Genomic DNA, 25,960 nt, shown 5'->3' with positions numbered 1-25,960 from the left:
CGGCGCAGGGACTGGCTCGTTGATCCGATGCATCACGTTTACCGCGTTGGCTGTCGCGCTGCGGATCTGCGGTCGGCCTGTGCGCGTCACCCGCAAGGGTGTCAACGACTCACTGCTGGTCGTCGTGACGGAGCACGCAGCTGGCGCGCACGCCGGGCAGAGGGCTCGCAACCTTACGAGGATGCGGGCCCGGTTCTTCCTTGCAGAGTCCTCCTCGTATCGGTGTCGGCGCAGGGGCATTCCAGCCAGGATCGATCGGGACCTGAGCCTCGGCGGGAACTGCTGCGGGAGAGGGGCCACTGCGCACGTGCCGTGCCCCAACGCTCAGTCCGGCAACATCAGTTCGCGGGACTGGCCTGGCCGCACCATGACCGCGCGGCCGGGAAGCTGCACCGTGATGGCGGCGCGGTCCGACGCGGGCACCGTGATGCTCACGCGCCCTCGACGCATGCGTAGCCCCACCCCCCACCCCCCCCAGTGCCCCCGGTAGCGCAGAGCGAAGCCGTACGAGGCCCCGGTCAGTTCCGGCAGCGGGGCGGGGTCCAGCCACAGGGCGCCGTCCCGTGTCTGCAGACCGGTCAGGCCGCGCTGTACCAGGTCGAGGGTAATGGCCATGGCGCCGAGGTGGATGCCCTCGCCGGTCGTGCCGCCCAGGACGTCCGCGATGTCGCCGAGCAGTGCCTCGTGGACGAATTTCCAGGCCTCGGCCCGGCGGGCTCGCGTCAGTACCCAGCCGTGCACGAGCCCGCTCAGCGTGGACCCGTGGCTGGTGCGCTGCAGATAGTGATCCACGGTGCGCTGCCAGGTCGCGTCGTCCAGGGTGTGGCCCAGCTGTGCGAAGAGAGCTGTCAGATCGGCCGGAGAGAAGAGGTAGCCGAGCATGAGCACGTCCGCCTGTTTGGACGCCTGGAAGCGGTTGACGCTGTCGCCCTCGGCCTCCAGGATCCGGTCCAGGCGCCGGATGTCGTCGCAGCGTGTCCTGTACGCGTCCCAGTCCAGTTCGGCGAGGGTCTCGTACCCGTCGAACTGGCTGATGACGCCCTTGTGGAACGGCACGTACAGCCTGTGCGCGATGTCCCGCCACAACTCCGCCTCGCCGCCGTCGAATGCGATGCGCTCGGTCAGCTCACGGCGGCGCGGCTCGGGCAGGGCGCCGAGGAGTTCCCGAGCGCGGGTGAGCACCCAGGCTGCGGTGACGCTGGTGTAGGCGTTGTCGTCGATGCCCGGCGTCTCGGCGTCCGGGTAGGCGTCGTGGTACTCGTCGGGACCGACCACCCCGCGGATCCGGTACCGGCCGAGCCCGTCGTCGTAGGCGGCCCTGTCCGCCCAGAACCGGGCGATCTGCAGCAGCCTCTCCGCGCCCTTGGCGTGGAGGAACCCGACGTCACCGGTGGCCTCCCAGTATTGCCAGATGTTGTACGCGACGGCCGAGCCGACATGCTGCTGGAGATGGGTGTGATCGGGCAGCCAGCGTCCCGAACGCGGGTTGAGGTGCAGGCGCTGGGTCTCCTCACGGCCGTCACTGCCGCTCTGCCACGGATACATCGCGCCGCGGTGGCCGGCGTCCCGCGCGGCGAGGCGGGCCCGTTCCAGGCGGCGGTGGCGATAGTCGAGCAGGGGCCGGGAAACCTCCGGGAAGTGCAGGTTGAGGTAGGGCAGGACGAACAGTTCGTCCCAGAAGACGTGACCGCGGTAGGCCTCGCCGTGCAGTCCGCGGGCCGGGACCCCGACGTCCAGCTCGGCCGTGTGCGGGGAGAGCGTCTGCAGGACGTGGAAGAGGTGCAGGCGCAGGATGAGGCCGGCTTCGCCGGGGACGTCCAGTTCGGCACGGCGCCACAACTGGTCCCAGGCGTACCTGTGGGATGCAAGGAGTCCGTCGAAGCCCGGTGCGTGGCGGACCCGGTCGACAGCGGCGTGCAGAGGGTCGCTGATGGCGGGATCGTGCGAGGTGTGCAGAGCCACGGTTTTGTCGACGGTCACCGTGCGGCCGGGCTGGGTCGGAAACTGGAGCAACTGCACCGCGCGGGTGCGGGTGTTGAGGCACCGGACCGGCGTGGCATCCGTTGCGGACGTGTGGAACGCCAGGGCGAGGCGCACATCGGAGGTGCGGGTGCGGCAGCACAGCCAGGCGATGTCCGGGCTTTCGGTGCCGGCGAGGTCGTGGACGAGGTGACGGCCGTCCAGGCCGCGATAGCGCGGTACCCCAACGTTGCGGACCGTTGCGTCGATCGAGGATTCCACCTCCACCTCCCCGGCCCAGTCCGGCGTGGTGAACTCCGTGCGCAAAGAAGCGAGGTGAGGGTCTGCCATATGTACGAGCCGCAGCTGTCGTATGTCCAGGAGGCGGCCCCCCGGGTCGGCGTAGCGCGACCGCCGCTCCAGCAGACCGCTGCCGAGGTGCAGGACCTGCCGGTGTTCCAGGATCCGCGTTGTGTCCGGATGCAGCCACGGCCCCCAAGCGCTCTCGCCGGGACCCGTGCCGTCCCTGCACCTGAAGCGCAAGGGAAGCCAGTTCGGAACGTTGACCATGTCCTCGTTCTCGATCCGGCGCCCCGCTACCGTCGAGGCGACCCGGTCATAACACCCCGCTACATAGGTGCCCGGGTAGTGGATCTGGTCGGCTGAACACTCAGCAAGAGCGCCCCGCGTGGCAAAACGCCCGTTGCCGAGCGCGCACAGCGACTCCCGGAGGCGCTCCTGGGAGGGATCGTAGCCCTCGTACTCCCACGCCCATTCGGTCATCGCTTGTTCCCGTCGGTCAGCAGGTCCGCGAGATTCGCGATCACCAGATCCGCACCGTGGCGGCGCAGTTCGGCCGCAGGTGTGTGCGCTCCGGCGCGGGCCACGCCGACGACCAGCCCGAAGCCGCCGTTGCGGCCCGCTTCTACACCGGCCAGCGCGTCCTCGACCACGGCGGCCTGCCCGACGGGCGCCCCTGCCGAGGAACTGCCGGGTCCCGGCCCCGGCTCGCATCCGAGGAAGCGGTCCAGACAGTGGACGAGTTGCCGCTTGCCGCGGTGCTCCTGGCCGCCGTCCTGTTCTTCGCATTCCACACCGCTGTAGTGGGTCTGGTGCTGATGGTCGGCGGCGTCCTGGGGCGCACTCTGGATGTGAGGGTGAGGCGTCTGCCCGGTGAACGTGAGGCCGTCGTGGAGGAAGGCCACGAGCGACGACCGGCACCGTGATCGCCGAGACCAATCTTCTCGCACACAGCCAGGTCCACCCGCGAGTGTGGCTGAGGTCTGCGCAGCGCGCTGTCTTCTGCGATCCGCGCTGTGCGTGGGCGCTGCGCTCTGGCACTTCGTCAGCGGCCCTCTTGCAGGACCACGGAGAACATCACGGGGACTGCGGGCACGGCTATCCAAGACTGGTCCACTGCTGCAGTTCGGCGCGGCCGTCGTCGGCCCCTGCCGGAAGGACCATCTTGTTCACTCGGTGGATTACGGCCGGTGGGCTTCCCAGCGGAGCCGTCCTCGTCGCGGCAATGGCCAGTCGGCCGGCCTTGCTGCACTGACCCTTCGCCGCATTCTTGGCACAGTGCGTGAAGCGTATGGTTCTGCAGGCGCTGCCAGCCCTACCGTGGGCGCCAGGGGAGTCTTACGGACGCAACCTGACGGGGTGGGCGCATGGGCGGGGACCGCGGATCGGGCGAGCAAACGACGCAGCAGCTACGTCTTGACGTCCTCCTGGAGGAGTTGCAGGGACGCATCGATGTCCTGCGGGTGACGAGGGACCGGATCCACGCGCTCCTGGAGGCGGTGATGTCCGTCGGGCGCGGCCTGGATCTGTCCCAGGCCCTGCGGCGCATCGTAGAGGCGGCCGTGGTCCTGGTGGACGCGGAGTACGGCGCGCTCGGCGTGGTGGAACAGAGTCGGCTGTCCGAGTTCGTTCCGGTGGGCATCGATGAGGAACTCTGGCAGCAGATAGGGGAGTTGCCGCAGGGCCACGGGATTCTCGGAGAGCTGATCCGCCACCCTGAACCGTTGCGCCTGGCGGAGCTCGCCGAGCACCCGGCTTCGTACGGCTTCCCGGAGCACCATCCGCCGATGCACGCCTTCCTCGGGGTACCGATCCGAGTGCGGGACGAAGTCTTCGGAAACCTCTATCTGACCGAGAAACGGGGCGCGAAGGAGTTCGACACGGAGGACGAGTCCGTCCTGTCGACTCTCGCGGTGGCAGCAGGGGTGGCCATAGAGAACGCCCGCCTGTACGAGGAGGGGCAGCGCAAGGAGCGATGGCTGGCGGCCGGCGCCGAGGTCACCGAGCGCCTGCTGTCGGGGCGGGCGCGGGCGGATGTGCTGCGGCTGATCGTGGAACGGGCGCGGGAGATCGTCAACGCGGACGTCGGCATTGTGGTGGTGCCGGTCGAGGGAGCACAGGGGCTGCGCACGGCGCTCGCGGTCGGGGTGGACGCGCAGCGCTATGAAGGACTGCAGCTGCCCGGCGACGATGGGTTCGTCAAGGCGGCTTTCGCCGGGGTCGAGCCGGTGGTCAGCGACGACATCGGGCACGATCCGAGGTCCGGTGACAACGCGGGGCACTGGGCGGATTGTGGCCCTGCTGTAGCGGTGCCGATCGAGGGCGGCGAAGCGGCGCGAGGGGTGTTGTTGCTTGTGCGGCGCAGCGGACGCGTGCTGTTCACCGGTGCGGACACCGAGCCACTGCAGGCGTTTTGTGGTCAGGCAGCGCTCGTGATGGAGTTGGCGGACCGACGCCGGGACGCTGAGCAGGTCGTCCTGGTCGAGGACCGTGACCGGATCGCCCGCGATCTGCACGACCTCGCCATCCAGCGCCTTTTCGCGACGGGGATGACGCTGCAGAGCGCGCAGCGCGTCGCCCGGCAGCCGGAGGTCGAGGAGCGCCTGGAGCGGGCTGTGCACGACCTGGACACCACCATCAAGATCATCCGATCCACGATCTTCGGTCTGCGGGTTCATGAAGGCGGACCGGGAGCATCCGGTCTGCGGGCCCGGCTCGCGTCGGCGGTGGCAGCAGTGTCCGCGACGCTCGGGTTCCCGCCCGCGCTGAGGATGGAGGGCCTGGTCGACACCGAAGTGTCCGACACGGTGGCCGATCACGCCGCGGCCGTGGTCGCCGAGGCCTTGAGCAACGTGGCCCGGCACGCCCGGGCGACGAGCGTGGACGTTCATGTCATCGTCCGGACAGGGGAGTTGATACTGACCGTCACGGACGACGGAGAGGGTGTGGCGAAGGGAGCGGCGCGCAGCGGCCTGGCCAACCTGGAGGAACGGGCTCGCGCGCTCGGCGGCAGCATGATCGTGGAGCGTGGGCCCGGGGGTGGCACCAGGTTGCGGTGGAGGGTGCGGCTCGTTCGGGAGGAGTCGTCGGGGTAGGGGGGAGTGAGAGCTCGGCTCGGGGCTCAGCACCTGATCGGTACGGGGGACACGTCGCTGCTCAGCAGGTCGCGCGCCGGGTGGCGTGGTGTGGCGGGCCCTTCGGGGCCGTAACCGAGACGGATCAGCATCTGGGCCTGGCCGTGTGGCGAGTGGCGCGTGCGCAGGCGCTGGCGCAGATCGGGCCATTCCATCGCCTGATGAAGGACGGAGCTACGCAGCCGGTGGGCGGTCGCGACGAGCAGGACGTGTTCCAAAGCCTGTCCGGCGCGGAGCCAGTCGACCCGCCGGTCGTGTTCCGTGGCGAGCAGGGCGAGGGCGGGGGCGTGCTCGAAGGCGCGGGACGGGAGACACTCCTGGTGACGCCGGGCGCCGAAGTCACGCATGGGGAGCGACTCGAAGGAGTCCTGTGGGCCGCGCGCCTCGAGGGGAATGCCCTGGTGGGCGCCTTCGCCGTCCGGGCCTGTGTTTCGGAAGGTGGCTTCACTCGTCCAATGGCGGCTCTCGGAGCTGCGGCCGGGGTCCTGGCGGTTGCGTCGCTCGGCCTCGGTGGTGATGTCGAGCAGATGATCCGTCTCGTGGGGCTGAGGTGCGATGAGCCGGGCGCCCTCGGAGCGGGCGGCATCGACGAGTTCGAGGACTACCGAGGCGGAGATCGGCCGGTCGGTGAAAGGGAAGCGACTGGAGTGCCGGCGCCAGATTGCGTCATACAGATCGCGGCGGTGCCCGGTGGGGCCGGCACCCCCGGTGACCCGGACGGTGGCGAGCAGGTCGGGGTGGCCGGGGTCGGGCAGCAGCCGTGGGACCGCGCCCCAGCCGAGGTGTGTCACGGCGACGCGCAGGTTGAACAGGGCCGCGCCCGCGGACAGATGGAGAGCCCGGCCGTGCGGATCCTCGTGCGGCAGACTGCGCTCGACGGCGGCACGTAGTTCCACTGTCTGGGAGTCCGGGTCCAGGCGGAAGCGCCAGGGCTGGGTGTTGTGCATCGATGGGGCGGCGATGGCGGCTGAGACCAGTGTCTCCACTGCTGCCGCGTCGAAGGCTGACATTGTGGGGCACATGGGACCGGGCCTCCTCGGGTGCGGGCCGGGCGCGCTGTGCGCGTGCTGATGTCACCAGACTGCCCCTGCGGGTGGGGGAGCGTCAGAGGCCGCCCGGCCCCCGAGCGGGGCCGGGCGGGGCGGACTGCTGGGCTAGCCCGGGCGGCGTTCCTGCCCCGGCGAGGCGGCAGGCAGGCTCCAACTGGGTGGCCAGAACGGCGGCTTGGACGCGGCGGCGCACGCCCAGCTTGGCGAGAAGACTGGAGATGTGGTTCTTGACCGTCTTCTCGGACAGATACAGGCGTTTGCCGATCTCGCCGTTGGTGAGTCCGTCGCCGATCAGACGCAGTATGTCCCGTTCACGGGCGGTGAGGTCCCGAAAGAGCGGCGATTTTGCGGAGGTGTCCTCGCCGGGAGCCGCGCGGAGCTTGTCGAGCAGGTGGGTGGTGGTCGCCGGGTCGAGCAGCGACTGGCCGGCGGCGACGGTACGGACCGCCGAGACGAGGTCCGAGCCCTCGATCTGCTTGAGCACGTATCCGGACGCCCCCGCCATGATCGCGTCCAGGAGCGCGTCGTCGTCATCGAACGACGTGAGCATCAGGCAGGCCAGTCCGTCGACGCGGTCGCGTAGTTCACGGCAGACAGAGATGCCGTCCCCGTCGGGCAGCCGTACGTCGAGGACGGCGACATCCGGACGCAGGGCCGTGCCACGGTCCAGGGCCTGCCGGACCGTGCCCGCCTCGCCCACGACCTCGATGTCCGGTTCGGATTCCAGCAGGTCGGTGAGGCCGCGCCGGACGATCTCGTGATCGTCGAGCAGAAGGACCCTGATGGGCACCTGGGCCGAGAACGCCCGTACTTCGGTGGACATACGCCTGTCCCCTCCCGTCGGACCCACCGGGCTGCCGCCCGATCTGCGCGTCGCACGGTTTCCTGCCCAGCGACGACGGCCCCTTGGGCCATCGTCGGTCGGCATCGTCTGCGGCGACAGTGCCGAACGGCCCCGATACCTAGCGTGGTTGAGCCCGTTGGCCGCTCACGCGGGCCTGTCTGGCCCCTGCCGTGCCCGCGCGGGGGCCGGGGCATTGCGCATGACCGATCCGTACGGGCAGGCGTACGCGGCGCACGGTTCGCGAGAAGGGGCAGGCTGATGCTCTGGACACGGCGTACGACGGTAGGGCGGGTGTGGTGGTGGCGGGTGCGGCGCAGTCCACTGCGCCGTCGCCACGACGTGGTGGAAGCGTGGGTCATGCTGGCCCTCTGGTGCCTCGGTGGCCTGCTCGGTACGGTCGCGGGACTGAGAACGGCCGATGCCCTGGAGCACGGCGTGGCCCGCGCGCGGGCCACGCGGCGCCCCGTCACCGCCGTGCTGACCGGGAACGCACCCCGCCAGGCTCCGGCCGGGGCGCGCGGATCCGAGCAGGACCAGGTGTGGGCGATGGTGCGCTGGCGCGATACCGACGGCAGGACGCACCGGGGTGCGGCGCGGGTCGAGCCGGGCCGCGAGGCGGGTGCACCCGTGCGCGTGTGGACGACCCTCGACGGTGGCCGCAAGATATCCGAGCCCGTGACGGTTTCGGACGCGCGGTTGCAGGTGGCACTGGTCGCCGCGCCCGCGGGGATGTCGGCCGCAGCGGCCCTCCTGGGAGCAGGGCGGCTGGTCGGCATGCTGCTGGACCGGCGGCGGATGGATGCGTGGGGCGCCCAGTGGGAGCGGATCGGCCCCCTGTGGGCGCGGCGGGCGGGATGACGCCCGCGCGTCGCGTGAAGTGCGGTGCAACAGCATGGAGTTCGGCCCGCGGCGCAGCGACGAGCACGGGGAGGTCACGCACTGCGCGAGGAGTTCCGGCGCCGCAGCCCGTAAACGGCCGCTCCGACGGCCAGCACGGCGAGCCCGGATGCGACCGAGGCCACCGGCAGGGCGAAGGCCAGGGTGAGACAGCCGGCCAGGCCGACGGCGGGCACCAGGCGGTGGGGCCGTCCCTCCTCGGGCGCGAGTGTCCACGCGGAGGCATTGGCGATGGCGTAGTACGTCAGCACGCCGAAGGACGAGAACCCGATCGCGCCGCGCACGTCCACGGCCGCGGCGATCACGGCAACGAGCGCCCCGACCGTGAGTTCGGCGCGATGGGGCACTTGGAACCGCGGGTGGACCGCGGCCAGCCGGTGAGGCAGATGCCGGTCACGGGCCATCGCCAGCGTGGTGCGCGAGACACCCAGCACGAGCGCGAGCAGTGACCCGAGCGCGGCGACGGCGGCGCCGACGCGAACGACCGGCGCCAGCCACCCGACGCCCGCCGCGCGGACGGCGCCGGACAGCGGGGCCCTGGTGTCCGCCAGATTCCCGGGGCCCAGCACCGCCAGGGCGGCCACGGCGACGGCGGCGTAGACGAGCAGCGTGACGGTGAGCGCGAGAGGGATCGCCCGGGGGATGGTGCGGGCGGGGTCCCGGACCTCCTCGCCCAGCGTGGCGATGCGCGCGTAGCCGGCAAAGGCGAAGAACAGCAGCCCCGCCGCCTGGAGCACCCCTCCGACGGAGGTGTCCGTGCCGATGCCGATGCCGAGGCGGCCGGCGTTCGCGGCGCCGGAGGCAAGGCAGGCCACGACCACGGCGGCGAGCACGCAGAGCACCACCGTGACGATCGCGCGGGTCACCAGGACGGACTTCTGCACGCCGGTGCAGTTGCTGGCCGTGAGTGTCACCACCGCGGCCACGGCGATCGTGTGTGCGTGATCGGGCCAGACATAGGTTCCGACAGTCAGGGCCATGACGGCGCAGGAGGCCGTCTTGCCGACCACGAAGGCCCAGCCCGCGAGGTATCCCCAGAAGGGGCCGAGGCGTTCGCGGCCGTAGACGTAGGTGCCACCGGAGGCCGGATAGCGGGCGGCGAGCCGGGCGGAGGACGTCGCGTTGCAGTAGGCGGCCACGGCGGCGAGAGCCAGTCCGAGCAGCAGCCCGGAACCCGCCGCTCGGGAGGCCGGAGCGAGCGCCGCGAAGATGCCCGCACCGATCATGGAGCCGAGGCCGATCACCACCGCATCGGGCACACCGAGCCTGCGCCGCAACTCGTCCGGGACACCGTCCGCCGACCCCTCGCCCATGGGCACACTCTTCCACGGCCGGACCAGCCGTCCCGGCGCAGGGCGCAGGCCGTTCCTCTCACCCATGCGTGGCCGGGATGTCAGCAGATCCGCGGAAGCTGTTCACCCAGCGGCATGTCCACGATGCGACGGGCACCCACCAGGGTGCGCAGGGACACGCGGCCGGGCGGCCCGTCCGCTGCGACGTCGCCGATACGGACGGCTCCCGCCCCCTCCGGGAGCGAACGCAGTGCGGCGAGTGCGGCGTCGGCCGCTCCAGGGGAGAGGAAGGCGACGAAACAGCCCTCGTTGGCGATGGTGAGCGGATCGAGGCCGAGCAGGTCGCAGGCGGCGGCGACGGCAGCCGGGACGGGCAGGGCACACTCGTCGATCTCAATGGCGACGGACGCGTCGCGGGCGATCTCGTTGAGGGCGGCGGCCAGGCCTCCGCGGGTGGGGTCGCGCAGGGTGTGCACGGCCCTCCGCAGCGGGGCGAGTTGACGCACCAGGCGGTGCAGCGGCCGGGAATCGGAGGCGATGTCGCTCTCGAAGCCGAGACCCTCGCGGGTGGAGAGCACGGTGATGCCGTGCAGACCGATCGGACCGGAGAGCAGGATGGCGTCGCCGGGACGGGCGAGTGCGGCGGACGGCCGCATCGAACCGTGCAGGCGGCCGATGCCGGTGGTGGTGACGAAGATTTTGTCGACGGCGCCGCGGCCGACGACCTTGGTGTCACCGGTGATGACCGGGACTCCGGCGGCGTGAGCGGCCTTGCCCAGCGAGGCGACCACGTTGCGGAGTTCGTGCATCGGCAGGCCCTCTTCGATGATCAGGCAGAGGGAGAGTGCGAGCGGTTCGGCACCGCGCATGGCGAGGTCGTTGACGGTGCCGTGCACGGCGAGCGAGCCGATGTCGCCGCCGGGGAAGAACAGCGGGCTGACGACGAAACTGTCCGTGCTCATCACCAGGTCCGGGTGGGCGGGCAGCAGCGCGGCGTCCTCCAGTGGGCCGTACTGTGTGCCGAGAGCCGGCAGCACGAGGGAGTCGAGGAGTTCGGCGGTGAGCCGCCCGCCGGCGCCGTGCGCGAGCAGGACGACCTCGTCCTCGTGGTGCGGGCTCGGACAGTCGATGCTCGTCATCGGGCCTCCCTGGTCTCGCCGGGCTGCCTGGTGCGTCCGGCGGCGTGGAAGGCGGCGCAGGTGCCCTCGGTCGAGACCATGGGCGCGCCCAGCGGGTGCCGGGGCGTGCACCGGGTACCGTACGCCGTGCAGTCGGTGGGCAGCCGGGCACCGGTCAGGATGGCGCCGGCGATGCACTCCGCGTCTTCCGCCGGGTGCAGGTCCGCGACCTCGAAGCGGCGGGCCGCGTCGAACCGGGCGTACTCCTCGGCGAGTTCGAGTCCGCTGCGCGGCAGCCGTCCGATACCGCGCCAGGCCCGGTCGACGACGCGGAAGACGCGCCGGACGGCGTCCTGGGCGGCGGTGTTGCCGGAGCGCTGGACGGCCCGCACGTACTGGTTCTCCACCGTGTGCCGGCCGTCCTCCAGCTGGTGTACGGCCATCAGCACACCCTCCAGGAGGTCGAGGGGCTCGAAACCGGTGACGACGATCGGCACCCGGTAGCCGGCCGCGATCGGTTCGTACTCCTGCCAGCCCATCACCGCGCACACATGCCCGGCGGCCAGGAATGCCTGCACCTCGCAGTCCGGATCGTCGAGCAGGGCCGTCATCGCGGGCGGTACGAGGACATGGCTTGCCAGCACCGTGAAATTGGTGAGGCCGAGGCGGGCGGCGTGCAGGACGGCCATCGCGTTCGCCGGTGCCGTCGTCTCGAATCCGACGGCGAGGAAGACGACGTGATGCTCGGGGTGGACGGTGGCGAGGCGGACCGCGTCCATGGGTGAGTAGACGACGCGGACGTCCGCTCCGCGCGCCCGCAGGGACAGCAGATCTGTCTGCGAACCCGGTACGCGCAGCATGTCGCCGAAGCTGGTGAAGACCACCTCCGGCCGGACCGCGATCGCCATGGCCCGGTCGAGGGTCTCCAACGGGGTCACGCACACGGGGCAGCCGGGGCCGTGGATCATGCGGATGCCGGCCGGCAGCAGTTCGTCGATGCCCTGGCGGAGCAGGGTGTGGGTCTGGCCGCCGCACACCTCCATGATCCGCCAGGGCCGGGTGGCGGCGGCCCGCAGTTCGTTCAGGAGCCTGCGCGCGAGCTGCGGGTCGCGGTACTCGTCGAGATACTTCACCGGCGGCCTGTCTCCGACTCCGTCGCCGCCTGCGTTTTCGTTGCCGCTCCGGCGAGGTCCACCTCCACGTCCACGACGCCCTCGATGGCGCGTACCAGCCGGGCGGCGACCGGTACCAGGCCCTTGTCGCGGATCCGGCCGGTGAGCGTCACCATGCCCTCCGAGACGTGGACGAGTACCGGCTCGACGGGGGACGGGAAAAGGTACGCGACGACCTCGCGGCGCACCTCCTCGGCGAGCTCCTCGTCCGTCCGCAGGAACACCTTGAGCAGGTCCGACCGGGAGACGACGCCCTCGAGGATGCCCTCGTCGTTGACGACCGGGAGCCGTTTGACGTTGCGCTGCGCCATGATGCGGGCGGTCTGCGTGAGTGTGGCGTTCGCCTGGACGGTGATCGCCGGGGAGGTCATCAGTTCGGCGGCGTTCACGGCACCCGCCTTGGCCAGATCGCTCATGCGGCGGATTTGCGTGTACCGGTCGGGATCGCTGTCGCGGAACTCCTCCTTGGGCAGCAGATCGGCCTCGGAGACGACGCCGAGCACCCGGCCCTCGCCCGCCAGGACGGGCAGCGCACTGACCTTCCACTGCTCCAGTGTCTTGACGATCTCCTTGAACGTGGCCTCGCGGCCGATGGCGACGACGGTGTGCGTCATCACGTCGCTGACGATGTGCGGGCTGCCGTGCACGGTCTCCTCCAGCTTGTCGGTCATCACGGATCGCGGTTCACGGTGAGGTCCAGGAAGTGCGCGGAGCAGGAAATGCACGGATCGTGATTGCGGATGGCCCGCTCGCACAGACGCGTCAACTCGGCGTCATCCACATCCCCTTGATCGAGGGCGTCCTGCGCGATGCGACGCAGGTCCTCCTCGATCGCGCCCTGGTTCTGGGCGGTCGGCGGCACCAAGGCCGCGTCGGCGACCGTCCCGTCGGCGGCCAGCCGGTAGCGGTGGTAGAGCAGCCCGCGCGGCGCCTCGGTGGCGCCATGACCCGTGCCCGCGCGGGGCGGCACCTCGACGCACGGGGGCGTCGGAGGCGCGTAGCCGTCGATGATGCGCAGCGCCTCGCCGACCGCGTACACCACCTCCACGGCCCGCACGAGCACGGACCGGAACGGATTGCGGCATGCCTGCGCCCCGAGCCCGGCGGCCGTCACCGCCTCCTGTGCAACGGGCGACAGCAGGTGCCGGCTCAGTGCGAAGCGGGCCAGGGAGCCGGTGAGATGGCGGCGGCCGTCGAGCCGCGAATGCAGAGCCGTGGAGCGTGCGACGTGTTCCTCGCGGACGTGCTCGTCGAACGACGCGACGGGAAAGGAGCGCAGGACCCCGTCGCTACGCAGCACGGTCGGCGTGCCGCTCTCGATCGCGTAGGTGTCGGGGAGGGCCAGCGCGAACAGGTCGGCGTCGACGGCCGCCTCCGGGAAGTCGAAGCCCGCCGCCCAGCGCACGGTCTCCCACGCGTCGTCGGCTGCCCGCCCCAACAGGGCGGCCAGCGGGCGCAGCTCCGCTCGTGTCGGTGCCCGGTGGAAGCCGCCGACCCGCACGTTCACGGGGTGGATGGCACGGCCGCCGAGCAGCTCCAGGATCGCGTTGCCGGCCTGCTTGAGCCGCAGGCCCCGCTCGACATGGACGCGCCCGGTGCGCGCGAGCTCGATCGCGCTGTCGCAGCCGAGGAAGTCCGGAGCGTGCAGCAGATAGATGTGCAGGGTCTGGCTCTCGATCCACTCGCCGCAGTACAACAGCCTGCGCAACTGCCGTATTGCATAGGGGATATCGACACCGCAGGCGTCCTCGATCGCCGCGCACGCGCTCAGCTGGTAAGCCACCGGGCAGATCCCGCACACCCGCGCGGTGATGTCCGGCGGCTCGGTGTGGGCGCGGCCCCGCAGGAACGCCTCGAAGAACCTGGGCGGTTCATAGATCCGCAGCTGCGCGTCGGTGACCGTCGTGCCGCGCACGTCGAGGCTCAGAGCGCCCTCGCCTTCGACCCTGGCCAGCGAGGCGACCCGCAGGACGCGTGTGCCGCGGTGGCTCATGGTGTCGGCTTCTCGTCGAACGCGGCGGTGTTGAAGGTGTGCAGGAACCGGTCGACGTCCCGTTCGTCCATCCCGTCGTGGCGCAGCAGCCGGATCTGTGCGGGCAGGTTCACGGAGTCGGACGGGCCGAAGCAGCCGTAGCAGCCGCGCCCGTACGCCGGGCAGATCGCGCCGCAGCCCGCATGGGTGACCGGGCCCAGGCAGGGCGTGCCGTGCGCGACGGTGACGCAGACCATGCCGCGTCGCTTGCACTCGAAACACACACTGTGGCTCGGGATACCGGGCTTACGGCCGGCCAGGTGGGCGGTGATGACTTCGAGGAGCTGGCCGCGGTCGATGGGGCAGCCGCGCAGCTCGAAGTCGACGTCCACGTGGGCCGACACGGGGGTGGAGGTGGCGAGCGTGTCGATGTAGTCGGGGCGTGCATAGACGGTGCGGCGGAATTCCTCCACGTCGCCGAAGTTGCGCAGCGCCTGGATGCCGCCGGCGGTCGCGCACGCGCCGATCGTGACCAGGAACCGGGACTCCTGGCGGATGGCGCGGATGCGTTCCGCGTCGGCGGACGTCGTGACCGATCCCTCGACGAGGGTCAGGTCGTAGGGGCCGGGCTCGACCGCGCTCGACGCCTCCAGGAAGTGGGCGAACCGGACCCGGCCCGCCAGCGCGAGGAGTTCGTCCTCGCAGTCGAGGAGGGTGAGCTGGCAGCCGTCGCACGAGGCGAGCTTGAAGACGGCCACGGTGGGGGTGCGCTCCTGCGGGACGGGCATGTCACAGCTCCCTTACCAGCATCAGGGGTTCGGCCCGGTCCCAGCCGATCACCGGACCGTCCCGGCACAGCAGGACGCCGCCGAGCTGGCAGTGCCCGCAGGTAGCGGTCGCGCAGCGCATGTTGCGCTCCAGGGACACCCGGACGCGGTCCGACGGGACCCCACGCTGCACCAGGTCGCGGGCGGTCACCCGGATCATCACCTCGGGACCGCAGACATAGGCCGTGGTGTTCGCCGGGTCGAAGGGGGCACCGTTCAGGAGGGTAGTGACGACGCCGACGTGGCGCAGCGAGCCGGGCCGGGGCCGATCGACGGTGACCGCGCAGTACAGCTGTCCGGAGGTGGCCCAGGAGTCCAACTGCCGTGGATACAGCACATCCTCGGGGGAGCGCGCGCCGACGAGCAGCGACACCCGGCCGTACGTCGCCGGGGCGGCCAAGGTCCGTACGACGAGCGGCCGCAAGGGCGCGAGCCCGATGCCGCCCGCGACGATCAGCACGTCCCGGCCCGCCGCCCGGCCCGGCTCCCAACCCGTGCCGAAGGGGCCGCGCACCCCCACCCGGTCGCCGGGGCGCAGTGCGCACAGGGCGGCGGACACCGCGCCGACCGACCGCACCGTGTGAACCGGCCCGTGCCGGGCGATCCGGGACACCGACACCGGAATCTCGCCGACCCCGAAGGCGTACACCATCGCGAACTGGCCCGGGGCGAACGGCGCGAGCCGCGCCCGGCCCGCGGGCACGAGCGCGAAGGTGACGGTGTCCGCCGTCTCGCGATGGACGGAGGCCACCCGATACGGCAGCGGCGGCTCTGTCATCGTGGATCGCCGCTGCCGTAGGGGGCGTACAGGTCGAGAAGCCGGGTGCGGGCCGAGCGCAGGCGGTGGGCGAGCACCTGCCCCACCCATTGGGCGATGGCCTGGCCGAAGGCCGGGTCGCAGTCGCACATCGCGCGTACTGCCACGGCGTCGAACTCCCAGGCGCGCACCGGGCTCATCGCCTCCGCGCCCAAGTGCCACACGTACGGCCGGAAGATCCAGGACCAGCCGATGAGTTCACCGAAGGACAGCGACTCGATGACCGGGGCGCGGCGGCCGGGGACGTGCATGTCCAGGGTGACGGCTCCGGTGCGCACGATCCAGAACCGGTCGGCGTGCCCGCCCTCCTCGAACAGCCGGGTGCCCGCGGGGAAGTTGACCTCGTGCGCGATGCGCATCAGCCGTTCACGGTGCACGACCGGCAGGGCCATGGCCAGGGTGGTGTCGGTCATCGCGGTGCCCCTTCCGGTTCGGTGTCCCGCGCGCTGCGTTCCATCTGCAGTGCGGCGGCCTCTTCGGTGATGTCGATGCCGACCGGGCACCAGGTGATGCAGCGCCCACACCCCACACAACCGCTCGATCCGAACTGGTCGTACCAGGTGGACAGTTTGTGGGTGAGCCACTGCCGGTACCGGCTGCGGGACGAGGCGCGCACCGGGCCGCCGTGCAGATACGAGAAGTCGAGGTCGAAACAGGAGCCCCACACGCTCCAGCGTTCGGCGTGGTCGCCGGTCAGGTCGGTGGTGTCCTCGGTGGTCGTGCAGAAGCAGGTGGGGCACACCATGGTGCAGTTGCCGCAGGTCAGGCAGCGTGCCGCGACATCGTCCCAGCGGTCCGCGGCCAGGCTCTCGCCCATCAGCACCCGTAGGTCGACCGGGGGCATGGCCCGGCCCATGCGGTCGCGGGCCGCGTCCACGGCGTCGCCCGCGGCCGTCCGTGTCGCCTCGTCGGCGGCCCGGTGCGCAATCCGGTGCAGCACGTCGGCTCCGGCCGCGCTGCCGACGCGTACGACGAAACGGTGGCCGGCCTCGTCGATCACTTCGGTGAGCGCGAGGTCGAACCCGGCGTCCGCCGCCGGCCCGCCGCCCATGGACACACAGAAGCAGGTGGCGCCCGGCTCGGTGCACTCGACGGCCACCAGGAACGCTCCCGTCCGGCGATCGCGGTAGCCGTCGTCCGGGTGGTGGCCGCCCGCCAGGACCCGGTCCTGGACGGCGATGGCCCGCAGGTCGCAGGGGCGCACGCCCAGGAAGGCGTACGAGGGCCGGGCGGCCGGCTCGGGGACCACGTTCAGGTCGCGGTCCGTGCTCCACAGCTTCTCCCGTTGCGGATGCAGGAACGCCTTCCAGGACTGCGGCCCGGAGGTGTGCGCGAACGCGGAGCCGTCCGCGCGCGGCACCAGCCGATAGCGGCCCGCCTCGACCTCACTGCCCCAGCCGAACGGCAGCTCGTCGGCACCGGCGAGCTCCGCGAGGACCACCGCACCGTCGCGCACCGTCGGACCGATGACCGTACGCCCCTGCCCGGCAAGGCACCTGACCAGCGCGTCGAGCCCGTCCCGGTCCAGGATGACGGCACTTGCGGGTGCGTAGCTGCTCATGGCGTCCATGACGCGACTCCGTTCGGTGCGACCTGTCGTCCGGGAGGAAGGGCTGCTACCTCAAGCGTCGCGGTCCGCCCGGGCGGGGGCCACGGGCCGCCCGGCCCGAAGCCGGGGGACGGTCGGCCCCGGACCGGGGCGCGGCCGTCGGGCGCACGAACCGCGGGCGGGCGGACGTCAGCCGGGGAGCGTCAGGCGAAAGACGGTGCGGCCCGGCCGGCTGGTGACGTCGACGGTCCCGCCGTGGGCCGTGACGACGGCGTGGACGATGGCCAGTCCGAGCCCGGTGCTTCCGCTGCTGCGGGAACGGGCGTGGTCGGCGCGGACGAAGCGACCGAAGACCTCGGGCCCGATCTCCTCGGGGATACCCGGGCCGTTGTCCGTCACGCTGACGCGGACGCAGTCCGGCTCAGGGGAGAGGGCGATGGTCACTTGCGTGCCGGGGGGTGTGTGGGTGCGGGCGTTGGCGAGGAGGTTCCCGAGGGCCTGCTGCAGGCGGTGCGCGTCGCCGGGGACGGTAACGGGTTCCTCGGGAAGGTCGAGGGCCCATCGGTGGGTGGGTCCCGCCGCGCGTGCGTCATCGGCGGTGTCGAGGATGAGCAGGGTCAGGTCGACGGTGCGGTGCTCGAGCGGGCGACCGGCATCGAGCCGGGCCAGGAGGAGCAGGTCGTCGACGAGACTGGTCATGCGCCGCGACTCGGCGCTGATGCGGTCCAGGGCGTGCCGGACCTCGCCGGACAGGGGGCCGTCGTGACGCAGGGCGAGTTCCGCGTGGCCGCGGATATTGGCGACGGGGGTGCGCAGTTCATGGCTGGCGTCGGCGGCGAAGTGCCGCAGCCGTTCCTCGCTCGCCTGCCGGCGGGTCAGGGCGTTCTCCACATGGCCGAGCATGTGGTTGAGGGCGCTGCCGACCTGACCGACCTCGGTGCGCGGGTCGGTGTCGGGCAGCGGATCGGGCATGGCGACATCACCGCTGGCCAGGGGAAGCCGGGCGACGCCGGCCGCCTGAGCGGTGACGCGCCGCAGGGGACGCAGCGACATACGCACCCACAGGGCGCCCGCCGTGCCGGTGGCGAGGAGGGCCGCGCCGAACACGACAGCTTCGACCGCTTCCAGGCGATGCACGGTCTCTTCCACCGGGTGCAGGGGCAGGCCGGTGACCAAGACGTCCCCGTCGTCGCCGTGCACCGCGGTGACACGGTAGGCGCCCAGGGAAGAGAGAGCGATGCTGTGCCCCTGCTCGTCGTCGGCGGGCACGGCGGCCAGCGCCCGGCGATCCTCCGCGGTGAGGTCCAGCGGGCGGTCTGCCGCGTCGTCGACGACCGCGGCCTGCGTCACCGTTGCGTCCAGGAGCCGGGCACCCATGGTCAACTCCGCCTGGCCACGGGTGTCGGGGTGGTTGTCGCTGTCGGGCTTGGCCTCATGCTCCAGGCTCGCGGCGAACCTGCCGCCCGAAGCGGTGAGTTGTTGGTCGAGCCGCCCCATGAGAAAGCCGCGCAGGGCGAGGGCCGTGGTGATGCCGACGGCCAGGCAGGCCACGGCCAGCAGTCCGACGAGTCCTGCCGTGAGCTGGCCCCGCAGGGTGCGGGGAAGCGGTCGCCTCATGCCGACTCCGCCTGTGCGGACTCCGGCTTGAGGACGTAGCCGACACCGCGCACCGTGTGGATCATCGGGGTGCGGCCGGCGTCGATCTTTTTGCGCAGGTAACTGATGTACAGCTCGACGATGTGGGCGTGGCCCCCGAAATCGTAGGCCCAGACCCGGTCGAGGATCTGGACCTTGGACAGCACGCGTCGGGGATTGCGCATCAGGAACCGCAACAGCTCGAACTCGGTACGCGAGAGGTCGACCAGGGCCCCGCCGCGCCGGACCTCCCTCGCCTCCTCGTCCATCGTGAGATCCCCGACGGTCAGCCGGTTCGCGCCGAGGCCCGCGGTCATGCCGGCCCGGCGCAGCAGCCCACGCAGCCGGGCCAGTACCTCCTCCAGGCTGTACGGCTTGGTGACGTAGTCGTCGCCTCCGGCGGTGATCCCCGCGATACGGTCCTCGACCGCGTCGCGCGCGGTCAGGAACAGGACGCACACCTCGGGGGCCTCCCGCCGCAGTGCCCGCAGCACCTGCAGACCGTCGAGATCCGGGAGCATCCAGTCAAGGACCACCGCGTCGGGCCGGAACGCGCGGGCGAGAGCGAGCGCCGAGGCGCCGTCGGCCGCCGTACGGGCCTGCCAGCCCTCTCCGCTCACGGCTGCGGACAGGACGTCGGTGACGTCGGGCTCGTCGTCGACGACCAGGACCCGCACGGGATCCCCGTCGGGACGGTGCAGAGGCGTAGCGGTGCGTGGTGCGTTCATGGTCGCTCCAGCATCTCGCGGCCAGCCGGGTTTCCGGAGGGCGCCGCTCCTCTGAGTTTCCTCTGAACCGGCACCGGCGGGCCGGAGCAGGGGGCGTTTCAGAGGGAACACAGAAGTCGGGCTGTGAGGGTGGCGGCTCCAGCGCCCGAGCGAGAGCCGCCGGAGGAGTCTCATGACCGCCACCTGTCCCACGACCCGCGCGAGCGGCAAAACGCGTCACAACCGCCCCCGTCGCACCGTCGTGCCCGTGCTCGCCTCGCTGGCGATCTGGGGCGGCGCCGCGGGCGTACTGGCCCTGTGGTGGAGCGACACGAACGCCGTCGTCGGCCCGGCAGGATGGCTCACCGGGGCGGGACGCATCACCGGACTTCTCGCCGGATACGCCTGCGCCGTGCTGCTGGCCCTGATGGCCCGCGTCCCGCTCCTCGACCACTCCATCGGCACCGATCGCCTGGCACGCTGGCACGCCCGCGGCGGCCGGTGCACGATCTCGCTGGCACTCGCCCACACCCTGCTGATCATCTGGGGCTACTCCCTGACCTCGCACACCGGCGTGGTCGCCCAGACCTCCACGCTGGTGCTGCACTATCCGGACCTCCTCAAAGGCACCGCGGGCTTCCTGCTGTTCGTCGCCACCGGCGCCCTCTCCGCGCGCGCGGCCCGCCGAAAGCTGAGCTACGAGACCTGGCACTACCTGCACTTCGCCACCTACCTGGCGGTCTTCCTCACCTTCGGACACCAGCTCTCCAACGGTGCCGACTTCGGCGGCAACCGCACGGCCCAGGCCGCCTGGTACGCCCTCTTCCTCGGTGTCTCCGCCCTGCTGTTCTGGTACCGGTTCGCGGTCCCCCTGCGCCGCGGCCTGCGCCACCGGCTGCGCGTGACCGGCGTCCATGAGGAGGCACCGGGCGTGGTCTCCGTCCACCTCACCGGCGAGCACCTGGACGAGCTGGGTGGCGTGCCCGGGCAGTTCCTGCGCTGGCGGTTTCTTGCCCGGGGACTGTGGTGGACGGCCAACCCCTACTCCCTCTCCGCTCCCGCACACCCCCAGAACCTGCGCATCACCGTAAAGGCGTCCGGTGGCCACAGCGCCGCGCTCGCCCATCTCGCACCGGGAACCCGGGTGTGGGCCGAGGGACCGTACGGCGGTCTCACTGAACGGCGCCGCACCGCAGCAAAGGTCCTGCTCCTCGCCGGCGGCGTCGGTATCACCCCGCTGCGTGCGCTGTTCGAGACGCTGCCAGGACAGGTGACGCTGATCTACCGGGCACGGACCGCCGCCGACCTTGCCCTGCGCCGCGAGCTCGACGCGATCGCGACCCGCCGGCACGCCGTCGTCCACTACTTCGTGGACGAGCCGGCCCACTGTTCGGCGCCGCTCACCCCGCAGGCGCTGGCGGCCCTCGTGCCGGATCTCGCGGCGCACGACGTGTTCCTGTGCGGGCCGCCCGGGATGACCCGGGCCGCGATCCAGGCCCTGCGAGAGGCCGGCGTGCCGGAGCGGCGTATCCACCACGAGTCGTTCGCGTTCTGAGGAGATCCGATGCGCCGAGCCGTCCTGTCTACCGCCGGGATCAGCGCCGTTGTCGTCGCGCTGCTGGCCCTCAAACCCCACCACCTGCCCACCCTGGCAGGGCCCGCACCACGCACGCCGACCACCTCCTCGTCCGGCCCCACCCCGTCCAGCACCACGACGGGCGGAGCGGCCAGGACGGGCACGTTCACCGGCGACCCCATCGCGACCCGGTACGGCACCGTGCAGGTCGCCGCCACCCTCGACAACGGGAAGATCACCAGGGTGCGCGTGCTGCAGGCCCCGGACGGCAGCGGCCGCGACCAGCAGATCGCGGCCTACGCCCTGCCCCGCCTCACCCAGGAGGCGGTCGGTGCCCAGAGCGCGCACATCGACGCGGTCTCCGGCGCCAGTTACACCAGCCAGGGCTACATCCAGTCCCTGCAGAGCGCCCTGGACCAGGCCCATGCCTGACACCGTCCACGGACTGCGCCATGTCGAGCACGTCATGGGCACGGTCTTCTCCTTCGACATCCGCGACCACCCCACCCCTGCCATTCACCGGGCCCTCGCCGCGGCCGTACGCCGGCTCCATGGCGTGGACGCCGTGTTCTCCACCTACCGTCCCGACAGCCACATACGGCGCCTGGACCGCGGGGAACTCCGCCTCGCGGACTGCCCGCCCGAGGTCCGCGACGTACTGTCACTCTGCGCCCGGGCGACCCAGCTGACCGACGGCTGGTTCGACACCTTCGCCAACGGCTCCCTCGACCCGTCCGGCCTGGTCAAGGGCTGGGCCACGGAGACCGCTTCCCGACTCCTGCACGAGGCCGGCGCCTACAACACCTGTATCAACGGCGGTGGCGACATCCAAGTGAGAGGACACGCGGGGCCCGGCCGTCCCTGGCGCATCGGCATCGCCCACCCGCTGCACCCGGGCGAACTGATCACCGTGGTGACCGCCGCCCGCGACCTGGCCATCGCCACCTCGGGCACCGCCGAGCGCGGCGCCCACATCCTCGACCCGCATCGCAGGGTCCCCGCCACCGGGCTCGCCTCCGTCACGGTCGTCGGGCCCGGCCTCACCATGACCGACGTCCACGCCACGGCCGCGTTCGCCCGCGGTGAGGCCGCATATGCCTGGCTGGACGCACTGGACGGATACGAGGCGCTGGTCATTCGCCCCGATGGGGGGACCTGGCGAACCCGGGGGTTCAGCCGGTACGGATCGTGAGGAGGCGGGCTCCACACTCCTTCAGCCTCGCTGCCAGGGTGGCTGGGGCGGATGCCCCGACACGAGTTCATGCCCGCAGAAGGGCAGTTCGCCCGGCAGGGCACCGAAGACAAGAGGTATCTCCCTGGCGGCCATGCGCATCCCGGGCGGTGACGTCGCTGCCCGCACCGAACGCCATCCGCACCGCGCCGGTGACGCTCCGGGTGGCGCGTCGGGGGCGAGGCCGCCCGGTGGCGGTTCCCGGGCGAGGACCGCGGCCACGTGGGGGCCCAGGGCGGACGGCTGCCGGGCGGCCCGGCGCAGGGCGGTCACTGAGACCTCGGAGCTGTCGACACCCACCACGATGTGCCGCGTGGTGTACGGAGGCTGGACAGCCGCGCTCACCGGCGGATCGCTCCCTGCTTGGGCCCGAACGGGTGCTGGCTTCGGTCCGGATCAGAGCTTGCGCAGCCAGTCGTCGGCGATGCCGTGCAGGGCCTGTTCGCCGGGGCGTTGGTGGGAGTCGTCGATGCGGTGCGTCAGCTCGTCGACGACGCCGACGACTCCGTCCATGCGACGCGTCATGGCCAGCGCGATGTCGCGCTCGCTGCGCCGCTCCAGTTGCCCGTTGAGGGTGACCACGCCCTCGTGGACGTCGATCGTGATGCTGCGCGGAGCCAGCCACAGGACACGGACCAGGACCTCCTCGATGACGGCGCGCCGGATCTCGGCGTCGGGGACCAGGAAGACCTGGAGCAGGTCGCGGCGGGTGACGATGCCGACGAGCCGGTCCTCCTCGTCGACGACGGGCAGCCGTTCGACGTTGTGCTCGGTCATGGTGCGGGCGGCTTCGGCGACGGTCGCGTCGGCCCGTACGGTGCGGGCGGGCGCCGACATCAGGCCGCCCGCCGTGCGCGCGACGGCCTTGGCCGCCGACTGCCGGTTGCGCGAGAGCAGATGACGCAACCGGGTGCGCGCGGGACCGGGCCTCTCGTCCGGTTCCCGCTGCTCGGCCTGGTGACGCAGCAGGTCGGTCTCGGAGATCACTCCGGCGACGTGGTCGTCCTCGTCGAGGACGGGCAGGCCGCTGATGTGATGCTCGGCGAGGAGCTGGGTGACCTCCTTGAACGGGGTGCCGCGGCGGGCGGTCACGACGTCGGTGACCATGACCGCGCCGGTCGTGGTGTGTTTCACGGGAACCTCCGGTGCGGTCGTCGGGATCAGCGCAGGCGGCGAAGGTAGGGGTCGTGGGCCTGGCGCGGTGTGAGCCGGATGCGGACGTCGAGGGCGGTGATGCCGTGCGGTCCGGACAGAACCGGGTTCAGGTCCGCCTCCGCGAGCTGAGGCAGGTCACACGCCATCCGGGACAGCCGGTGCAGCAACTGCTCCAGGGCGTCCAGGTCGGCGGCGGGCCGGCCCGCGTAGCCGAACAGGAGCGGGGCGCAGAGCGGCGCGGTGAGCAGCTCGCGCACGTCGCGGTCGGTGAGCGGGGCGAGCCGGCCGGTCCGGTCGGCGAGCAGGTCGGTGGCTGTGCCGCCGAGCCCGAAGACCACGAGCGGGCCGAACACGTCGTCCTGGACCAGTCCGGCGAACAGTTCGGTGCCGCGTTCGGCGAGCGGCTGCACGACCACTCCGGTCATCAGGCCGCCGAACCGGGTGACCAAGTCCCGGTGTGCGGCCCGCACTTGCGAGGATCCCCGCAGATCGAGGTGGAGGGCGCGCTGCTCGCTCTTGTGCAGCAGGCCGGGCCAGTACGCCTTCATCACGACCTGTCCACCGGGGCCCGCGAGGCGCTCTGCGGCGAGGACTGCTTCGTCCTCGTCGCGGGCCCACGCCCACGGCAGTTGCGGGATCCGGTAGGCGGCCAGAAGCGCGGCGGTGGTCTGGGGGTCGAGCCAGCCGCCGTCGGGGTGCCCGGTCAGGTAGGCGTCGGCCACGGCCCGCGCCGCCGCCGTCTCCACCTCCTTCGACTCCGGTACGGTCCCGGGTTCCTGGGCCAGCCACCGGGCCCGGGCGCAGGCGTGGCCGAGGGCCCGCGCCGCGTCCTGCGCATCGCTGTACGCGGGCACCCCGGCGTGGGGGTTCGACGGCACGCGCAGTACCTCGACGCGTGCCGCCTGCGCGGGCAGCACGGCGATTACCGGGCGCGGCAGCGCGGCCGGTATCCCGGTGAGCGCCCGGGTCAGGTCGTCGCCGGTCGCGGTGGCCACTGCCGTCGGCACCAGCGCCACCAGCACCGCGTCGACCGCACCGTGCGACGCCAACAGGGCGACACAGTCGCGCAGCTGCTCCTCCGCGACGGCCGCCGTCACATCGACGGGGTTGTACGCGCGGGCGTTTTGGGGGAGCACGGCCAGCAGCTCGTCCACGAGGGCGGAAGGAAGCGGTGGCACGCTGAGCCCCGCCTCGGCGCAGGCGTCCGCCGCCAGCACACCGATGCCGCCCGCGTTGCTGACCACGGCAACCCGGGTACCCGCCGGCAGCGGCTGCGCGTGCAGCAGCGCAGCAGTGTCCAGGAGTTCACCGACGGTGCGGGTCGCGGTGACGCCGGCCTGCGCGAACAGTGCCTGCCGGGTCATGGTGCGCGTGGCAGCGGCGGCGGTGTGCGAGGCGGCGGCACGCCGCCCGGCCTCGGACCGGCCCGCGTCCACGGTCAGCACCGGCATGGCGCGGGCCACGCGCCGCGCGGTGCGCGAGAAGGCGCGCGGATTGCCGAACGACTCCAGGTGCAGCAACGCCAGGTCGGTGCGGCCGTCGTTCTCCCACCACTGGAGCAGGTCGTTGCCGCTGACGTCGTACTTGTCGCCGAGCGACACGAACGACGACACCCCGATGCCGAGTCGGGCAAGGCCGTCGAGCAGCGCGATGCCGACCCCGCCGGACTGCACCGCCACGCCCGCTGTGCCCGGGCCCGGGTGCCGGGCGGCGAAGGTCGCGTCGAGCCGGACGCTGTCGTCGGTGTTGGCCAGGCCCAGACAGTTGGGACCGGCCAGGCGCATGCCGAACCGGCGGCAGACGGAGGTGAGTTCGGCGGCCTGTGCGGCGTCGAACCCGGCGGACACGACCAGCAGGGCGCGTACCCCGGCGCGGCCGCACTCTCCGGCGACCTGGGCCACCGACGCCGCCGGCACGGCGATCACCGCGAGATCGGGTACCTGAGGGAGCGCCGCCACGGACGGATGGGTGGGCACGCCGAGCAGGTTGGCCGCCTTGGGGTGCACGGCGAACAGGCGCCCGGTGAAGCATTCGGTGCGCAGATTGTGCAGGATGGCCCGGCCGACCGAGCCGGGGCTGCGGCCGACACCGATAACGGCGACGGCGCGCGGGCGCAGCAGCGGCTCCAGACTGGCGATGTCGGCGACGCTGCCGCGTGCTTCGACGGCCCTCAAGTAGTCCTCGCCCTCTGCGAGTCGGATGGTGCAGTGGATCTCAGGCCCGTCGAAGGCGCGCTCGGTGTGCAGGCCCAGGTCGGCGAAGACCTTGAGGACCTCGTGGTTCTCGGCGAGCGCGTCCGCGGCGAATGCGGTGATGCCGGCGGTGCGGGCGGCGTCCGCGAGGTGTTCCAGGAGCAGCGTGCCGACGCCCTTGTGATGCCAGTGGTCGTCGACGGCGAGGGAGATCTCGGCATTGCCCTCACGGTCCGGGATGCGTTCGTACTCGGCCAGGCCGACGAGCCCGCCGTCGTGCTCGGCGGCAAGGGCCAGATATTCGGGACGCGGCGCACGGGCGATGCGATCGGCGGCCTGGCCGGCGGAGGCGCGGCTGAGTGAGAAGAACCGCAGCCGCAAGTGCTCCGGCGACATGGTCTCGTACAGGCGCAACACGGCTGCCCGGTCCGGCGGGCCCGCGCGCCGGATGCGCACGGTGGTGCCGTCCGCGAGGAGCGCGTGCACCGGTGTGGCAGCGCTTTGTGCCGATCCCTGTTCGTGGCTCTCGGTCAT

The 25,960-nt window shown here is 71.8% G+C and carries 23 protein-coding genes; 5 read left to right on the top strand and 18 right to left on the bottom strand.

Annotated features, from left to right (window positions below):
- Nucleotides 1–324 precede the first annotated feature (324 nt).
- Nucleotides 325–2,742: a glycoside hydrolase family 65 protein gene (locus ACIREE_RS39205; RefSeq protein WP_404163700.1), complete on the bottom strand. Its 2,418-nt coding sequence runs from the start codon at nucleotides 2,740–2,742 to the stop codon at nucleotides 325–327.
- The gene (locus ACIREE_RS39200) at nucleotides 2,739–3,164 is read right to left on the bottom strand and encodes a hypothetical protein (protein WP_404163697.1); all 426 of its coding nucleotides are present in this window, start codon (nucleotides 3,162–3,164) and stop codon (nucleotides 2,739–2,741) included. Before ACIREE_RS39200 ends, ACIREE_RS39205 begins: the two co-directional genes overlap by 4 nt.
- 462 nt (nucleotides 3,165–3,626) lie before the next feature.
- Between ACIREE_RS39200 and ACIREE_RS39195 the strand changes: the two genes are divergently transcribed.
- Entirely contained in the window at nucleotides 3,627–5,354 is a 1,728-nt protein-coding gene (locus tag ACIREE_RS39195; protein WP_404163694.1) for a GAF domain-containing protein, read from the top strand.
- A 26-nt stretch (nucleotides 5,355–5,380) separates the two neighbouring features.
- Here ACIREE_RS39195 and ACIREE_RS39190 read toward each other — a convergent pair whose 3' ends face one another.
- Both ACIREE_RS39190 and ACIREE_RS39185 read right to left on the bottom strand, forming a co-directional pair.
- Complete coding sequence (locus ACIREE_RS39190) at nucleotides 5,381–6,415, bottom strand: Acg family FMN-binding oxidoreductase (protein WP_404163691.1); 1,035 nt, start codon at nucleotides 6,413–6,415, stop codon at nucleotides 5,381–5,383.
- Between the two features lie 82 nt (nucleotides 6,416–6,497).
- Nucleotides 6,498–7,265 (bottom strand): response regulator, encoded by a 768-nt coding sequence (locus tag ACIREE_RS39185; RefSeq protein WP_404163688.1) that lies wholly within the window; start codon nucleotides 7,263–7,265, stop codon nucleotides 6,498–6,500.
- A 279-nt stretch (nucleotides 7,266–7,544) separates the two neighbouring features.
- Between ACIREE_RS39185 and ACIREE_RS39180 the strand changes: the two genes are divergently transcribed.
- Nucleotides 7,545–8,144 carry a hypothetical protein gene (locus tag ACIREE_RS39180; RefSeq protein WP_404163685.1) on the top strand — a complete coding sequence of 200 codons (600 nt, stop codon included), beginning with the start codon at nucleotides 7,545–7,547 and terminating at the stop codon, nucleotides 8,142–8,144.
- 74 nt (nucleotides 8,145–8,218) lie between these two features.
- Here ACIREE_RS39180 and ACIREE_RS39175 read toward each other — a convergent pair whose 3' ends face one another.
- The 11 genes from ACIREE_RS39175 to ACIREE_RS39125 all read right to left on the bottom strand — a co-directional run bounded on the left by ACIREE_RS39175 (nucleotide 8,219) and on the right by ACIREE_RS39125 (nucleotide 19,293).
- Nucleotides 8,219–9,496, bottom strand: coding sequence for an APC family permease (locus ACIREE_RS39175; protein ID WP_404163682.1), 1,278 nt, complete (start codon nucleotides 9,494–9,496; stop codon nucleotides 8,219–8,221).
- Between the two features lie 80 nt (nucleotides 9,497–9,576).
- A complete protein-coding gene (gene hypE, locus ACIREE_RS39170) occupies nucleotides 9,577–10,614 on the bottom strand; it encodes a hydrogenase expression/formation protein HypE (RefSeq protein WP_404163679.1) in 1,038 nt (345 codons plus the stop codon).
- Entirely contained in the window at nucleotides 10,611–11,726 is a 1,116-nt protein-coding gene (gene hypD, locus ACIREE_RS39165; RefSeq protein WP_404163676.1) for a hydrogenase formation protein HypD, read from the bottom strand. The genes hypE and hypD overlap by 4 nt, the downstream gene beginning before the upstream one ends.
- Nucleotides 11,723–12,412: a CBS domain-containing protein gene (locus ACIREE_RS39160; RefSeq protein ID WP_404163769.1), complete on the bottom strand. Its 690-nt coding sequence runs from the start codon at nucleotides 12,410–12,412 to the stop codon at nucleotides 11,723–11,725. The genes hypD and ACIREE_RS39160 overlap by 4 nt, the downstream gene beginning before the upstream one ends.
- Nucleotides 12,413–12,435: 23 nt before the next feature.
- Complete coding sequence (locus tag ACIREE_RS39155; protein ID WP_404163673.1) at nucleotides 12,436–13,758, bottom strand: Ni/Fe hydrogenase subunit alpha; 1,323 nt, start codon at nucleotides 13,756–13,758, stop codon at nucleotides 12,436–12,438.
- A complete protein-coding gene (locus ACIREE_RS39150) occupies nucleotides 13,755–14,525 on the bottom strand; it encodes an oxidoreductase (RefSeq protein ID WP_404163670.1) in 771 nt (256 codons plus the stop codon). Before ACIREE_RS39150 ends, ACIREE_RS39155 begins: the two co-directional genes overlap by 4 nt.
- Before the next feature lies 1 nt (nucleotide 14,526).
- Nucleotides 14,527–15,342, bottom strand: coding sequence for an FAD/NAD(P)-binding protein (locus tag ACIREE_RS39145; protein WP_404163667.1), 816 nt, complete (start codon nucleotides 15,340–15,342; stop codon nucleotides 14,527–14,529).
- The gene (locus tag ACIREE_RS39140; RefSeq protein WP_404163663.1) at nucleotides 15,339–15,794 is read right to left on the bottom strand and encodes a Crp/Fnr family transcriptional regulator; all 456 of its coding nucleotides are present in this window, start codon (nucleotides 15,792–15,794) and stop codon (nucleotides 15,339–15,341) included. Before ACIREE_RS39140 ends, ACIREE_RS39145 begins: the two co-directional genes overlap by 4 nt.
- Entirely contained in the window at nucleotides 15,791–16,951 is a 1,161-nt protein-coding gene (locus ACIREE_RS39135) for a 4Fe-4S dicluster domain-containing protein (RefSeq protein WP_404163660.1), read from the bottom strand. Before ACIREE_RS39135 ends, ACIREE_RS39140 begins: the two co-directional genes overlap by 4 nt.
- Before the next feature lie 168 nt (nucleotides 16,952–17,119).
- Nucleotides 17,120–18,547: a sensor histidine kinase gene (locus ACIREE_RS39130; protein ID WP_404163657.1), complete on the bottom strand. Its 1,428-nt coding sequence runs from the start codon at nucleotides 18,545–18,547 to the stop codon at nucleotides 17,120–17,122.
- Nucleotides 18,544–19,293 (bottom strand): response regulator transcription factor, encoded by a 750-nt coding sequence (locus tag ACIREE_RS39125; protein ID WP_404163654.1) that lies wholly within the window; start codon nucleotides 19,291–19,293, stop codon nucleotides 18,544–18,546. The genes ACIREE_RS39130 and ACIREE_RS39125 overlap by 4 nt, the downstream gene beginning before the upstream one ends.
- Before the next feature lie 172 nt (nucleotides 19,294–19,465).
- Here ACIREE_RS39125 and ACIREE_RS39120 point away from each other — a divergent pair, with 172 nt between their 5' ends.
- The 3 genes from ACIREE_RS39120 to ACIREE_RS39110 are packed head-to-tail and all read left to right on the top strand — an operon-like array spanning nucleotide 19,466 to nucleotide 22,040.
- The gene (locus ACIREE_RS39120; RefSeq protein ID WP_404163652.1) at nucleotides 19,466–20,827 is read left to right on the top strand and encodes a ferric reductase-like transmembrane domain-containing protein; all 1,362 of its coding nucleotides are present in this window, start codon (nucleotides 19,466–19,468) and stop codon (nucleotides 20,825–20,827) included.
- Between the two features lie 9 nt (nucleotides 20,828–20,836).
- Nucleotides 20,837–21,280, top strand: coding sequence for an FMN-binding protein (locus ACIREE_RS39115; protein WP_404163649.1), 444 nt, complete (start codon nucleotides 20,837–20,839; stop codon nucleotides 21,278–21,280).
- Nucleotides 21,273–22,040: an FAD:protein FMN transferase gene (locus ACIREE_RS39110; protein WP_404163646.1), complete on the top strand. Its 768-nt coding sequence runs from the start codon at nucleotides 21,273–21,275 to the stop codon at nucleotides 22,038–22,040. The genes ACIREE_RS39115 and ACIREE_RS39110 overlap by 8 nt, the downstream gene beginning before the upstream one ends.
- Nucleotides 22,041–22,061: 21 nt before the next feature.
- On the opposite strand, the gene ACIREE_RS39105 is transcribed toward ACIREE_RS39110, so the two are convergent.
- From ACIREE_RS39105 to ACIREE_RS39095, 3 genes are read right to left on the bottom strand one after another with little or no spacing between them, the layout of a single operon-like run.
- Nucleotides 22,062–22,424 carry a hypothetical protein gene (locus tag ACIREE_RS39105; protein ID WP_404163643.1) on the bottom strand — a complete coding sequence of 121 codons (363 nt, stop codon included), beginning with the start codon at nucleotides 22,422–22,424 and terminating at the stop codon, nucleotides 22,062–22,064.
- 51 nt (nucleotides 22,425–22,475) lie between these two features.
- Complete coding sequence (locus ACIREE_RS39100) at nucleotides 22,476–23,213, bottom strand: CBS domain-containing protein (protein ID WP_404163641.1); 738 nt, start codon at nucleotides 23,211–23,213, stop codon at nucleotides 22,476–22,478.
- A 26-nt stretch (nucleotides 23,214–23,239) separates the two neighbouring features.
- Nucleotides 23,240–25,960 (bottom strand): GNAT family N-acetyltransferase, encoded by a 2,721-nt coding sequence (locus ACIREE_RS39095; RefSeq protein ID WP_404163638.1) that lies wholly within the window; start codon nucleotides 25,958–25,960, stop codon nucleotides 23,240–23,242.

The sequence above is a fragment of the Streptomyces sp. NPDC102467 genome (assembly GCF_044765445.1).
Taxonomy (GTDB): Bacteria; Actinomycetota; Actinomycetes; order Streptomycetales; family Streptomycetaceae; genus Streptomyces.
Note: the sequence above shows the minus strand (reverse complement) of the source record. Positions and strands in the feature narration are given on the sequence as shown.